Annotated in this window: 15 protein-coding genes; 12 read left to right on the top strand and 3 right to left on the bottom strand. The window is 70.5% G+C overall.

Annotated elements, in window-relative coordinates; genetic code table 11:
• Window positions 1–140: 140 nt before the first annotated feature.
• The 3 genes from ACZ5PB_RS43175 to ACZ5PB_RS43165 all read left to right on the top strand — a co-directional run bounded on the left by ACZ5PB_RS43175 (window position 141) and on the right by ACZ5PB_RS43165 (window position 1,558).
• Window positions 141–428 (top strand): hypothetical protein, encoded by a 288-nt coding sequence (locus tag ACZ5PB_RS43175; RefSeq protein ID WP_468699199.1) that lies wholly within the window; start codon window positions 141–143, stop codon window positions 426–428.
• 169 nt (window positions 429–597) lie between these two features.
• Window positions 598–876, top strand: coding sequence for a hypothetical protein (locus ACZ5PB_RS43170; RefSeq protein WP_468699197.1), 279 nt, complete (start codon window positions 598–600; stop codon window positions 874–876).
• A 55-nt stretch (window positions 877–931) separates the two neighbouring features.
• Window positions 932–1,558, top strand: coding sequence for an RNA ligase family protein (locus tag ACZ5PB_RS43165; protein ID WP_468699196.1), 627 nt, complete (start codon window positions 932–934; stop codon window positions 1,556–1,558).
• A 149-nt stretch (window positions 1,559–1,707) separates the two neighbouring features.
• Here the strand turns inward: ACZ5PB_RS43165 and ACZ5PB_RS43160 are convergent, their stop codons facing one another.
• Complete coding sequence (locus tag ACZ5PB_RS43160; protein WP_468699194.1) at window positions 1,708–3,051, bottom strand: hypothetical protein; 1,344 nt, start codon at window positions 3,049–3,051, stop codon at window positions 1,708–1,710.
• 630 nt (window positions 3,052–3,681) lie between these two features.
• On the opposite strand from ACZ5PB_RS43160, the gene ACZ5PB_RS43155 reads away from it, so the two are divergent.
• From ACZ5PB_RS43155 to ACZ5PB_RS43130, 6 genes are all read left to right on the top strand, one after another.
• Window positions 3,682–3,924 carry a hypothetical protein gene (locus ACZ5PB_RS43155; protein ID WP_468699193.1) on the top strand — a complete coding sequence of 81 codons (243 nt, stop codon included), beginning with the start codon at window positions 3,682–3,684 and terminating at the stop codon, window positions 3,922–3,924.
• Window positions 3,924–4,136, top strand: coding sequence for a hypothetical protein (locus ACZ5PB_RS43150; RefSeq protein ID WP_468699191.1), 213 nt, complete (start codon window positions 3,924–3,926; stop codon window positions 4,134–4,136). The genes ACZ5PB_RS43155 and ACZ5PB_RS43150 overlap by 1 nt, the downstream gene beginning before the upstream one ends.
• 31 nt (window positions 4,137–4,167) lie before the next feature.
• On the top strand, window positions 4,168–4,368 hold the full coding sequence (locus tag ACZ5PB_RS43145; RefSeq protein WP_468699190.1) for a hypothetical protein: 201 nt from the start codon (window positions 4,168–4,170) through the stop codon (window positions 4,366–4,368).
• 195 nt (window positions 4,369–4,563) lie between these two features.
• Window positions 4,564–5,037, top strand: a complete 474-nt coding sequence (locus ACZ5PB_RS43140; protein WP_468699189.1) for a hypothetical protein — start codon at window positions 4,564–4,566, stop codon at window positions 5,035–5,037.
• Window positions 5,038–5,174: 137 nt separating this feature from the next.
• Complete coding sequence (locus tag ACZ5PB_RS43135) at window positions 5,175–6,284, top strand: DUF4262 domain-containing protein (RefSeq protein ID WP_468699187.1); 1,110 nt, start codon at window positions 5,175–5,177, stop codon at window positions 6,282–6,284.
• Window positions 6,285–6,332: 48 nt separating this feature from the next.
• Complete coding sequence (locus ACZ5PB_RS43130; RefSeq protein WP_468699185.1) at window positions 6,333–6,755, top strand: hypothetical protein; 423 nt, start codon at window positions 6,333–6,335, stop codon at window positions 6,753–6,755.
• A 96-nt stretch (window positions 6,756–6,851) separates the two neighbouring features.
• Here the strand turns inward: ACZ5PB_RS43130 and ACZ5PB_RS43125 are convergent, their stop codons facing one another.
• Window positions 6,852–7,388 (bottom strand): GNAT family N-acetyltransferase, encoded by a 537-nt coding sequence (locus ACZ5PB_RS43125; protein ID WP_468699183.1) that lies wholly within the window; start codon window positions 7,386–7,388, stop codon window positions 6,852–6,854.
• A 253-nt stretch (window positions 7,389–7,641) separates the two neighbouring features.
• Between ACZ5PB_RS43125 and ACZ5PB_RS43120 the strand changes: the two genes are divergently transcribed.
• The 3 genes from ACZ5PB_RS43120 to ACZ5PB_RS43110 all read left to right on the top strand — a co-directional run bounded on the left by ACZ5PB_RS43120 (window position 7,642) and on the right by ACZ5PB_RS43110 (window position 11,683).
• Window positions 7,642–8,682: a hypothetical protein gene (locus tag ACZ5PB_RS43120; RefSeq protein ID WP_468699182.1), complete on the top strand. Its 1,041-nt coding sequence runs from the start codon at window positions 7,642–7,644 to the stop codon at window positions 8,680–8,682.
• Between the two features lie 7 nt (window positions 8,683–8,689).
• A complete protein-coding gene (locus ACZ5PB_RS43115; protein ID WP_468699180.1) occupies window positions 8,690–9,745 on the top strand; it encodes a 3'-5' exonuclease in 1,056 nt (351 codons plus the stop codon).
• 126 nt (window positions 9,746–9,871) lie between these two features.
• Window positions 9,872–11,683: an RNA-binding domain-containing protein gene (locus ACZ5PB_RS43110; protein ID WP_468699179.1), complete on the top strand. Its 1,812-nt coding sequence runs from the start codon at window positions 9,872–9,874 to the stop codon at window positions 11,681–11,683.
• A 56-nt stretch (window positions 11,684–11,739) separates the two neighbouring features.
• On the opposite strand, the gene ACZ5PB_RS43105 is transcribed toward ACZ5PB_RS43110, so the two are convergent.
• Entirely contained in the window at window positions 11,740–12,660 is a 921-nt protein-coding gene (locus ACZ5PB_RS43105; protein ID WP_468699177.1) for a hypothetical protein, read from the bottom strand.
• Window positions 12,661–12,786 lie beyond the last annotated feature (126 nt).

The raw sequence follows: 12,786 nt of genomic DNA, 5'->3' as shown, positions 1-12,786 counted from the left end.
CGGAGGGCCGCCCGCGCCCACAGCCCGGCCCCAGGCCCCCACACCCCCCTCCACAGGGCCGGGGCCGGGCACCCACACCCACCCACCGACCGCCGAAGCTTCGGCGCGGCCTGGGCGAGATCAAGAGGGAGAACACCTCCGTGGACTTCAGCGAGGCAGTGCGGACCCCAGATCCACGGCTCCAGGGCGTCAAGGTCGGTGACCAGCTCGCCCAGTACGAAACGTGCAAGGTCCACTGGGGCTACACGATGGTCACCGTGGCCAAGATCGGCCGGGAGCTGATCCACACGTCGGACGGGCGGAAGTTCAAGATCAAAGACGGGATGGAGAACTACCGCTCCACCGTCAGCTACACCCGAATCGTCCGCCTCACGGAAACCGGGATGCCGGAGCGCGCGCCCCGAGCAGCAGACGACCAGGCCACCTGAGCTAGAAGCTCAATGGCGGCCCTGCCCCAGCCCCCAACACCCCCTCCATCCCGGGGCACAGGGGCGGGCCGACCACCACACACGAACAGGAACACAGGAACAACCGAAGATGACCGTGTATTGGGTGTTCGTACCGCGAACGGGACTCCAGGTGAGCACGGGAGGCAGCATGGAGTTCGCGCCGAACCTGGCCGTACCCAGCTCGGCGTTCCAAAAGCGGGTGAAGGACAAGGCCGGCAAGGTGTACTACGACGGCGTAGTCCGGTGGCCCAAGCAGCAGGCGGTGGAGGATTTTCCCAGCGCGGACGGTTCCGCCAGGATGCTGGTGTGGCGGCGTCGGTCATCAGATCCAGTACCGGCACTGACCGAACCACCCGATGAAATCTGGACGTTGAGCACCGGTGGACGCGTCATTCGGCTCCCCCAGTCCCCCGCTAGCAAGGGCTGAACAGCATCCGCTGAGCACCGAAACGTTCCGTTCCGAGCCCTCGAAGGGGGCCAGTATGCGTTCGCAGTACCCTCGCTACCCGCGTACCCCCCATCTGCCCGGCTCACCGGGGGCCACGGCCGACGATGAATGGGCCGACTGGGACGCGTTCGTCCCGGAGGCCGACGCGCGGATCGTGATGACCCTGAAGATGGACGGCGAGAACACCACCGTCCACGGCGACGGGATGTACGCCCGCTCTCCCACGGGGCGCAGCCGGCCCTGGCAAGACGAGATGCGCGCGTATGCGGCGGCCTTCCGCGCGGAGATCCCGCCCGGCTGGTTCGTCTGCGGCGAGAACCTGACCGTCACGCACTCCTTGCGCTACACCCGCCCGCTGCCGAAGTTCATGGTTTTCTCCGTCTGGGCCGGCGACACCTGTCTGTCCTGGGCCGAGACGACGGAGTGGGCGGAGTTGCTCGGGCTCGCCACGGTCCCGGTGCTCTACGAAGGGCCTCGCCTCAGCCCGGCCGCGCTGCACCGGATCTTCGAGGCCAGCACCGACACCGACCGCGACGAGGGGTACGTGGTGCGCGACGCCGCCGCCTTCGCCCGCCCTGAGTTCGCCCGTCACGTCACCAAGTGGGTCCGGCCAGGGCACGTCACCACCGACCAGTCCTGGCCGTTGCAGGCCACGGTCTGAGAGCACCACCCGACGCGGCCGCCGGAACCATCATGGTCCCCGACCGCGCAAGCTCGGTCGCCTATAACGCCGCAGGCGGGTTCGCCGGTCTCGTGCTGAACACCAAGGAGTCACTGGCGCCGGTCGCCGAGCGCGCAACATGCCAGAAGTCAGCGGTCCAGGTTTCCTGGGTTCGGGACCCGGTAGACCGTGGTGGAGGGGGCCAAGGGGAGGTCGGGGCGGATCCGGGTGCGGGGGAAGAAGCGGCGCTCCCGGGTGAACGTGGCGCCCTCGATCGCACCGTCCTTGTAGACCGGTCCGACGAGCTTGCCGGCGCTGTCGCGGATCCCGATTCGTGTCGCGGAGCTCCAGTGCGCTCGGCGGAACGTGCCGTACGCGAGCGGGCCCCGGGTGCCAGTCGGCGCCATACGTGGTTCGGGCGTGTTCTCTGGTGGCGGGGTGAAGTCGAGGACGCGTACGGCGTGGAAGCCGCCTGCGCGGCCTGCTTCGCTCGCAGCGATCCGGCCCAGGGTACTGCGCGACAGCGGCCGCGGGCCGGGGTCGGGAAGAGCGGGCGGGGGTACCCACCGGCCGAAGGCGAGCTGCGCAGCGTACCCGTACAGGGCGCGGCCGCCGGCGTGGTCGCCGTACGCGGCTGGCTGGAGCACACAGCGCCGTGTTCCGTCGGCGTCGAGAGCGGACAGGAGCAGGAACCCGGACGTGGTGTCGAGTCCCCAGTCGGGGCGGGCTGCGAGCAGAGCGCCGAGGACAGCCGGTTCCGGCCCTACGCACACGCCGGCTTCGATGAGCGCGGCGAGTTCGTCGTCATCGGCCTCGATGGCGTGGACGGGAACGGGTTCGTGGACGACGAGTGACCAGGGGGCTGGCAGCCGCAGGGCGACGCGGGTCTGCTCATCGAGGGGGGCGGTGGTGGCCACGTCCAGGGCGAGCTCGGCGGGCACCATGTGCGCGGCGGCGAGATAGGCAGCCGTGCCGGTCAGAGTCCTCACCCACCGAAGGAACTGCCCTCTCGGGTTCCGGTAGTCGCTGGTGCGAAAATCCCTCTCATCCAGCAGGGCGGACCGCACGGCACCGACGTCCGCGGGCACCAGGCCGGTCAGGTCGGTGGACAGGCGGCGGTGGATCCGGGCATAGCGCCGTTCACGCTCCCAGTCCGCGCGCCGGGTCGCCAGCGCGTCTGCGGCGACGTCGATGACGATGCCTCCTGGCCCGGTCAGCGCGAGAGCAGCGTGTGTCTCCTGCGGGACCTGTTCCCAGTCGATGTCGTACCCGGCCGCGAGCTGCTGCGCGACGCCGCACTCCGTGACCAGGCGTCTCCATAGAATGCCCAGTTGCTCGTCCCAGGAGCCCGTCCTGCCCGCTCCTCTGCGGGAACCGAGCAGGAACTCCTTCCATGGGCCGGAGCCCAGGTCGGCGACGTCGAAGGCGCCGGCACGGGCGCCTGGGACGGCCGCCCGGGCGAAGGCGGTGTCGAGGAGGCGCTGGACGCTCATACCGGGTCAACGACTCCGGCGGCCGGAGGTGCCGGAGAACGCACCTGTTTGAGGGCGGAGCTGACTCCTAGACACCCTCACCGCCTGCGCGGCCCTGGTTTCCGGTCGGTGAGTCTCGGCGCCTGCGGCATCCGAAGGGGGGAGTGACGGGCGGCCCCTGCAAGCAGCGTGCGAAGAGGCACGGATGAGGTCGCAAGGCATGTTGCACATTGCGCTTTCAATGTGTATTGTCATTTTCGTAAGGCCGAGCGCACGAGCCGGCCGCCGACACCCAAGCAGCAGACCGTCGCCCGCGGCCTAGTCGAGGTCGAGGAACCGACCAAGGTCGCCAGCTGGGTCTCCCTGGAACAGCCACGCAGAGGAAAGACCCTTCTCACAGGGCTGTCTGCGTCTGTCCACGCCACTTCGACGATCGCGAGAGCCCCGTTGTTCTATCTGATGCAGTGCCCCTGTTGCGGTGCCCAGACGAAGTTTCACGAGCTGGAACGGCACACCGCCCCGAGCATTCTGATCGACCCCGAAACAGGCCTGCCGCCCTACGTCGCTCCTGACGGTCGCCCTGTGACCCCATCGCCGGAAGCCGCGGCGAGATCCCGGAGGCTGCCCCTGTGCCAGTCGTGCCTCGGTGACATGGCGGCGGGCGTCCCGGTGGCCTTCTCCGTGCGCCTGAAGGGTGAGCAGACCGCTGTGGCCATCGCTTACGAAGAACCTCTTCTCGACGACGAGGGCCGGGTGAAGGTCGTCCGCTGTCCGGCGGCCGGATGCGGTGGGCTTGTCGAACTGGTCGACGGCCGACTGGATCACCACTTCCTGCCCGGCCTCGGCCAGGAGTGCCACACGTCTGGCGTGCCGGTGATGGTCGGTGAGGGCTGATGGCCATCTACCGTCGCGGCGAGGTCAACTGCGGCCACTGCAACGAACCGACTGGGATCCCGGCTGACGACTGGGCCGGGGAAACCCGCACCGAAGGTGGCGGCTACGTCGCCTCCGTCGACCCCTGTGTGCGCTGTCAGGTTCACACCTACGGCACCCACAACCGCTGTCCCGACGACTGCCCCGACTGCGTCGAGAACGACGCCGCGTAAGGCATCGGGACGAATCGGAGTTGATCTCAACATGAGTACCCCCGTCCCGAGAACCGGGGCGAAGAAGCGTCGCGCGAGGCGACGGAAGGTCAAGAACGCCCGTACCGGCTCCGTGGGGAGCAAGATCCTGCCGGGCCGGTACAGCGATGAGGGCGAAAAGGGGCCCTGGTTCCGCCGTCTGGTTCGCCGCGCCGAGACGCGCAGCTGGCGGCGTGAGGCCTCGCAGCTCTGACGGACTGCGCTCAGGAGGGTTCGTCACCACGCCAGACGGCCAAAGAACCGCCCACACCAAGCACCATCCGGGCCCCGCGCGTGCGGGGGCGCCGGCCGAGCGGCGGGCGCCCTTCTCCTCTGCCGACAACGCCCGCGGCGGTGCCCTCTCCCACTTCATGTGCGCCCGCCGTGGCGCTCGATCCCAGGAAGAAACGTGTCTGCTGATCTGCAGCTTCGCATCCATTCGGCTCCCGCTGGCGAGGTCGTCGCACTTCTCGACCTCATGCGGGAGCACAGACTCCGCGGCGAGTACGAGCGTGGTCCCGCCGAGGCCCTCATCCTGGGGCAGACCTACCGCGCCCGGGACGCCGCGCTGGGCCTCTGCGAGGAGGTCGCCGCGCGGATGGAGGAAGACGCCCCGAACGCGGTGTACGAGTTGTGGCAGGACCCTCACTGGTGTGCCGACGGGCACTACCACGCGTACGTCCCCAAGTTCGGTCACTTCGAGGCTGGTTGTGATGCCGAGGGCGTTCCGCATGTCGGCGTGCACGAGCTCATCGAGCGCCTCAGCGGCAGCCCGGAAGCGACACTCGGCGACTGGATGACGGGCAAGGGTGCCGATCTGCTCGGCGTCGCCGTGCTCGCCGTGGTGGGCGAATACCGGGCCCAGCACGCGTCCGGCTCCTGATCCGGGCCGCCCTTTCCTCTTCTCACCCTGTCGAAGCCGACCGGCCTGTGGTGTGCGCGATCGCCCGAGGGGCGACGCACACCCTCGGCCAGGCCCTCGTCGGCGTCCCCACCCCACGATTCACTGGAGAACTGATCATGGCGGACATCCGCATGCGCGTCCTCGGGCACCCCTGGGAGCGAACCACGGTCGCCGATACTGGCGATCACGAAGAGTTGTTCATCGCCCTCTTTCTCCGGGCGATGGAGACCGTCCCCGAACTGCTCGCTTTGCCCGTCGACCTGGAGGCGTGCAGCGTGCGCTGGGACGGCGACGAGGTGTCGATCCATCACCCGGATGTGGAGCAGGGGGCCATCTTCCGCGCGCAGCCCGCCCCCGAGGGCTCTGCGCAGGGGGGCGCTCCGGTCCGGACGCGGCCGCCCGAGCTGTGGCGCGAGGAGCGCGGCCACAGCTTCTACCCGGCTCCGGAGGTGCTGGCCGAGATCCCGGGTCTGTGGGCAACCGTCCTGGAGCCGCATGAGCACAGGGTGGTCAGCCTCCGGTACGTCTCCGCCGAGGGGGAGTGGTACGTCGTGGAGGTCGACGACGCGAGCGGCCAGGCATACGGGTGGTCGTGCCTGGGCGGCGACCGGTCGCAGGGCCGTTGGGGCCTGATCGATCTCCCGGCTCTGGAGTCATCCCGTCCGGACGCTGACCCGTCCCAGCTGGTCGTCCGCGACCTCGACTTCACACCCGAGGCCGCAGCCAACGTCTTGCCGAAGGGCCGCCCTCACGATTCTTGTGGAGACGAGGACTGCCCGGTGTGTCCGCCCGACTTCATGACGGCGTACGTTGCCCGGTTGCGTTCCGTTATCGCGGAGCATGGGTTCGCTATCCAGGCAGTTCTAGGTGATGAAAGCTCTGCCGCCTATTGCTACACCGTCGGTCTGCACGAATCTCTGGGGTGTGAGTTTGTGATGGCCGGCCTGGATATCCGGGTGATGCAGGGCCTGCTCCACTCCCTCACCAAGCGGTTCGCCGGATCGTCTGGTCCGGTTGACGGTGAGGCCCTGGATGGCCTCCTTTCGAACGGATTCCAGCTGCTCATGCGCCCCGTGGCGTCCCTGGAGCCCTTCTCGATGCTGCGGGCGGTGTACGGCCGAGAGACCGCCGTGCCGTACTGGCAGGCCGTGTGGCCCGATCGTGACGGCGTTTTCCCGACCGACGCCTCTTGCTCGCTTTCCCCGGGAACGCAACCGCTTCTTTAACCCCTGATTTTCGAGCGTCCAGCTCTTTACGTTCTGGGAGATTCTTCTGTGCGCCAGCCTGAACCTTTGAATCCGGTTGATGAGTTGCGGCTCTTTCTGGACTTCGCCGTCCCGCTGTGCGGCGCCGAAATGGCGCACAACCTCAAGCGATGGGGACATTCTCGTGGGCAGGCCGAGAACTGGCTGCGCGGTGAAGCCGAGCGCGCTGGCGGCAGCTTGGGCGAGAACGGCGATGTCTTGCAGTTCAGTGATGGTCGTCCGCGGTCTGGGCGCGCCCAGGGCCGTGTGGTCCGGACCGCGAGTGAACTTGCTCGCGGCGTGGCGGCGGCCGCGCTGCTCGCTCAGCTGGAGGGGAAGCGCGGGGTCGAGGCCTTCGGCAACTTCTACGGTGCCCCCGCCAGGCTCACCGAGGCTGACAGCACCCGGGACGCGGAGGACGATGTGGGCGGTGACGCCGCTCGCGGCAGCTGACTCGTGGGGAGGCTCGCCGAGTGAACGCCGTGTGGCAGTCTCCCGCCGTTCCGCGGCCTCGGGCCCGGCCCGGCCGGTGGGTCGGGCCGGTGAAGCTCATGCAGGTCCCGCCCTAGTCGCCCGCGGGGGTGTAGAGGCACTGGCGCGCAGCTCGTCGAGCTCGTCGACGACGCTCATCCCGATCGCTTCCAGCATGCGGCACGAGGCGAGGTTGGCCTTCTGGGTGACGGCCACCAGCGGGCCACCGCCGGGGACGGCGTCCGTCCACCAGCTGACGGCCGCCGCGACGGCTTCTCTGCCCAGTCCATCTCCCCAGGCGGCGGGGAGCAGCTGGTAGGAGATTTCGGCGCGTCCCTCGCACCGGTGGTCGGCGCCGATGGTCACCAGGCCGATCGGCCGCTGATCGGCGGTGCGGACGACGGTGAACGCGCCGGCCGTCGTCGGGTAGGCGGCCTGCCGGGCGGCGACGCGATCCTCCGCCACCGGACCGCCGAGGTGCGCGCGGACCCGGTTGTCGGTCAACAACGCGCCCACCAGGGGGCTGTCTTCCTGGGTGACCGGCCGCAGGAGGAGCCGGTCGGTGCGCAGATGGGCGGGCCAGACACGGTTCAGGGCGGTGTCGACGGATTCCATGGCTGCCACTTTGGCAGCGTGCGGCTGCGCCAGGGCCGGTTTCGTCCGGAGACTGCACCAGCGGGTGGCCGGGACTACGGCCGTCGGCTCGGCGATGGGCCTGGCGGGTGCCTCGTGGCCGCAGGGGCTCGGGTCGCACTGCCGATCGCGCTTTCGGTTCGCGTTCGATCGCCGGCTGGGTGGTGTCGGTGGCGGCTGGCAGGCTGACCAGGAGACATGCAAGGCCGTCCGGAGCAGCAGGAGAGGGCACACCGTGGACCAGTTCAGGGGCTGGAAGAAGTACCCGCGCTTCGTGGAGGGTGCTCTCGCACGCGCCGGCTACGCGGATGCCGAGTTCGCAGTGCGTCGGGCAGATGCGCGAGGCGCGACGGAGGCCCGGTGGGCGTGGATCGGCGGCTCTGCGGAGCTGACCGGCGAGGAGTGGCCGAACGGGCTGGAGCTGGTGTGGAGCTCGTCCACGGGCTGGGCGTACCAGGAGCGGGGCGACGACAAGCTCGTTGCGTTGCCGGTGCCGGTGCTGGCGGCACCTGAGGCGATCACCGCGCTGCTGCCGGCCCTCATGGACGGGCGCGGCGACCAGCTGCCCGCATCCGAGGACCGATGGGAGCACGCCGAGCTGCTCTCGCAGTGGGCGGAGTCGGCTGCGATCCTGGGCGACGACAAGTACGACGCGGCCTATCAGCGGGCCGAGGAGGAAGCCGCGTCCTTCGACCGGTGGCAGGACGAGCTGGACGGGGTTCATCCTGTCGAGGCGCAGTTGCACGCGGAAGTCATCGGCATCGCCGATCCCGATGCCCCCGGGGCCGGTGGATCCGTCGCGCCGGACTCTGCAGAACGGGCGCGGCGCGCGCACGTGGACGTCATCCTGCAGTGGGCCCTCAAGGCACGCGACGAACGCAGCCACGCCCCAGACCCGGAGCTGTTCGGGGCCTTGTGCGACTTCTTCACCCGCGCCGTGGTCTTCCCCGGGCTGATGGACCCCGAGGACGGGCAGCGCCACACCAGCGACCCGTCGCGTGCCCTGGCCCACCTGCTCATCCAGCACCTGGAGCACTACGGCATGGACCTGGGGGACCTGTCCGAGCTGGTGGCGCCCGACACGTCGGTCGCGCCTGTCGGCGATGCGGTCGCCGAGTGCGTCGCCCAGGCGCTGCGCTCCAGCCGCTGGTTCAGCGACGCGGCTTCCGGGACCGACCGGGCCGGCGGCCTGGTGATGTTCCACACCGTCTTTGGCACCAGGGGCGTTCTCCACGTCGCCGCCATGACCGGCCCGGACGACGGCCCGAAGGTGTAGGGAAGCGATGATGCAAGCCCAGCAGACGGACCGTAAGGTCACGGCACCCGTCCCCGCGCCCGCGGTCGCCAGAGACGGCGGGCTCCTCGGTCCCGAGCAGGCTGCACGGTACCTGGGGCTGCGCCGGCGCGAGCTCGACTACCTCGTCGAGGCCGGGCTTCTCGCCCCCGGCGGGCGCAGCGCCACCGGAGCCCTCCGCTTCGCGGTCTCGGTCCTCGACGCCGTCGCGGCCGAACCGCTGGACTGGTCGGCGGCGCGCAGCGCCGAGTCCCGGCGTCCCTCACCCTGGCGTGAGCTCGCCGGGTCCGTCTTCGAGCGAGCCCGGCTGGTCGACGACGTCACTGCGGCCTTGCGTGCCGACGGGGTGGACGCCTGGGCGCGGTACAGCGCGGCGGCGGACCGGTGGACGCTCGACTGGGCACCGGCGCACGGCGGCGGGCCCGGCCGCGACGAGGTCATGGCGCTGCTGCCGCTGCGGCTCGTTCGGGCTGTCGATGCCCAGCGACTGACGCTGCTCGGCCCGGTGGGCCAGACCATGCACTGGGCCCACGAAATGGTCCAGCCGGGCGTTGCCTGCGTCCTGGATGTGGAGACCACCGGCCTGTCTCCCACGGATCGCGTGATCGAGGTGGCCGCCGTCGACGCGCACGACGGTTCCGTCCTCATGGACACCCTCGTCCACCCCGGCCCGGGCATCGCGATCCCGGCAGGGGCCACCCGGGTGCATGGGATCACCGACACCATGGTGGCCGGCGCCAGGTCGTGGAGCATCGTCCTGCCCGAGGTCTTGACTGCGGTCGGCGACCGGGTCCTCCTCGCCTACAACAGCGACTTCGACAGGCGGATGACCGTCGGCCACGCCCGCGCGCTCGGCGCCGATCCGGGCCGGCTGCACTCGGCGCAGTCCTGGCAGTGTCTGATGAAGCGCCGGTCGATGTGGCTGGGCACCACCACTCGCCTCCGGCTCGGTGGCCGGCACCGCGCCCTCGGTGACGCGGCCGCGGCCCGCGAGCTGCTGCTGTCGCTGCGGGCGCGGCCTGCGCACACCCGGTCCCGGCCGTAGCTCGAGTGGGCGCACGCCGTTGCACCTCGTGGTTCAAGCGCGCAGGTCGTTACGCCGGTGCGAGAGGTGGGAAGTTCGAAATCCGGTGGTCCGGCGTGTGCGGCGGTGGATACTGCCGAGGTGGTGATGGATCTCAAGAGCGCGCTGGCCGCGCTGGACGCCCAGGAGCCGGGCTCCCTACTCGGAATACGCGAGACGCAGTGGCTCGACGCCAAGACGGCCCCTTATCAACTGGCGGACCCCAAGGCGGTCGAGGAGCTCAGCAAGGACGTCGCGGCGTTCGCCAACGGAGGCGGCGGGGTCATCGTCGTTGGCATCTCCACCCGCCTCGAGCATGACGAGGAGGTCCTGGACCGTGTCGTCGGCCTCGACCCGGCCGTAGTGAACGTGGACCAGATCCGCAAGTTGATCCGTCAGCGCATCTCCCCGGCTCCCCGTGGGGTGCGCGTCGGATGGTCGGGGGCGGGCGGGGAGCAGGTGCTGTTCATCGACGTCCCCGCGCAGACCGATCATGCGCTTTTCGCGGTGCCGGCCCCGGTGGGAAAACCCGGTGCGCCGCGCCAGGACACGGTGGCGGTGCCGATGCGGGACGGCGACAGCACGTACTGGCTGCCCCGGGCCGAGATCGTGCAACTGCTCTCCGCCGGCGTCAGGGCCGCTGGCGTGCCCACTGCCCAGGCTCTGGCCGAGCTCGTACGGGAGGCCGTTTCCGAAGCCGGGACCAGTGCTGGGCTGCGCGTCGGCCAAGGCCTGCCCGACCGTGAGCGGGAGATGAGGGCGGCCTACGAGCAGCTCGCCGACGCGGGGCTGGGGGAGCCGACCGGGGAGGCGTGGGCGCAGGGCGCGGCCGCGCTGCAGGATCTGCGGCACGAGGTCGACGGTGAACCGGGCTGGGTGCTGTGCCTGGTGCCCGGGCGCCCTCCGGTCGCCGTCGCCGAGCCGGTCTGGCAGGCGCTCATCGAAACCGGCCGGCGGGCGCCGGGCGGTCGGGATCCGCTGGCGGCCGTCGGCTTCCCCCGCCCTCCGGCGGGTACGGACGCCCCGTGGGTTATCCCGGCCGACGCACGCCGCGTGGACCTCGACGGGGGCTCGTGGGGGCCGGGTCGGCTGACATGCTCGGGACGTGGCGTGTGGGGGTGGCAGCCGATCCCCCACTTCAGCCTGGACCAGGGCCGCTCGGCCGAGGTCGGGACTGGCGGTCAGTCGCCGGCGCTGCGCCTGCGGGCTCTGGTGAACCTGCCCTGGGCCGAGGCCAGAACGCTGGAGATCAACAAGTCCCGGCGCACACAGCTTGAGCAGCTGCTTCCGCACAGTGCGGTGGCCGGCGCGGTGACGCTGCTGTCCCGCCGCAGGGGCGCGGAGTTGGCCGCCGCTCGCTGGGAGCGGGGGCCTTTCGGCAACTCGGTCCGCTCCGCCGGCTACACGTGCACGATCGCCGGGCCCGACGGCACCCCGGCCGTGAAGGCCTCCGTCATGGTCGCCCTGCCCACCACGATGGAGTCCACCGTGGTCGCCTGTGCGGACGTCCTGATCGAGAGCCCGGAGGCGTGGGCGGCGGCCATCGGACCCGGATGGGACACGCAGTTGGGTCTCGACGAGGTCCAGGCCGTGCTCCTCGCCGCGTGGGAGACGGCCGCCGAGCTGCTACCCGAGGTCGTCGGCGACCCGGCCTCGCTGTCGTGGGCCGCCCCGCCCACTACCGAGCTGCGGATCACGTGCGAGCAGCCCGCCGGCAACGGCGTCCGTCCGGTCCTGGACTCGCTCGTCGACCTGACGCCGTTCGGTCCGAACGGTGGCGGCGCCAGGTCGCAGCTGGCCGTCGCCATCACCGTGGCGCCGACCATGGACCGCGCCGAGCGGCAGCGCCTGCTGCGGGAGGCCCTGGTGCACATGGCCCACGCATTCGGGTACGTCGACGCCGAGGTCGATCTGCTGTAGGGCCGAGCCGTACGCACGGCGATTGGGCCTGCGGAGGTAGCGGCGGGCCTGTCGATTCAGCTGGCGGGGCCGGCCAGCCACAGCAGCGGGGCGCGGCCTGTGCCCTGGACCTTGGCGGGTGGCCAGTCGGCCACGGGCTCGGCTCCGGCCAAGAAGGCCGCGTCGAACGTCGTGGGGCGATCGGAGGCCAGCCAGTCGGCCGCCGCCACCCAGAAGGCGTTCTTCGTGGCGATCACCTGGGCTGCCTCGTCGACGGCGCTGCCCGGCGAGATGTCGGGAAGCGTCTCCGTGCCAAGAGCGGTGTCGAGACCGGCATGGACGGACAGTACGGTTCGGCGGGCGGCCTCCGTCACAGTGCCGCCCTCCAGGTGCAGAGGCTGGACGGGAACTCGGTCGAGTGCGGCGGTGGGGGCGACGTCCGGGGCGATGCGCAGTTCGGCGCGCTGCTCTCGTTCGTTCCACTCCAGGTAGAGGAATGCACCCAGCGCACCGCTAGGTGCTTCGGAGACGACGTAGAGGCTGTGGAGGGGCCAGCGCTGGGGCAGGTCCACGGGCATCCGATCACCAGCCTTCCTCAACTCGAGGACGGTGGCGTCGTGGATGTTGACCATGTGCCGTCCGGCGGCCCTCCATGCTCCGATCGCCTGGAGCCTGGCCGCGTCGCTGGCGGCCATGACGGCGAGCCCCGCGCCGGTTGCGCCGGGGGCCCGGGTGGTGCGGTGCGGATAGTGGTCGGCGAGTACCTGCTGAACGTGGGTCACAGGCAGCCAGCACCAGGCCGGGATGGTCTCTTCAGCCGCGTCGCGCGCCTGCTCCAGGCGGTCGAAGACACCCGGGAACTGCCGCTCTGCCTGCCGTTCCAGCTTCTCCAGCCGGGAGGCGGCCGCTCGGTACATCCTGGGCACCCATCGGAACATCTCGGCCCATTCGCCATCTCGGCGCTTGGCGAAGTTCTTGGCGTAGGTGTCGCGATCCATCACTGCCCTCGTGCTCGTGGCGGGGGGGGGGGGGGAAAAAAAAAACCACCCCCCCCCCCCCCCCCCCCCCCCCCCCCCCCCCCTCCTCTCCCCCCCCCCCCTCTCTCCCCCCCCCAGAACGACGGC

Source organism: Streptomyces sp. NPDC032721 (assembly GCF_055579625.1).
The sequence above is the reverse complement of the archived record's forward strand: the minus strand, read 5'-3'. Positions and strand labels throughout refer to the sequence as shown.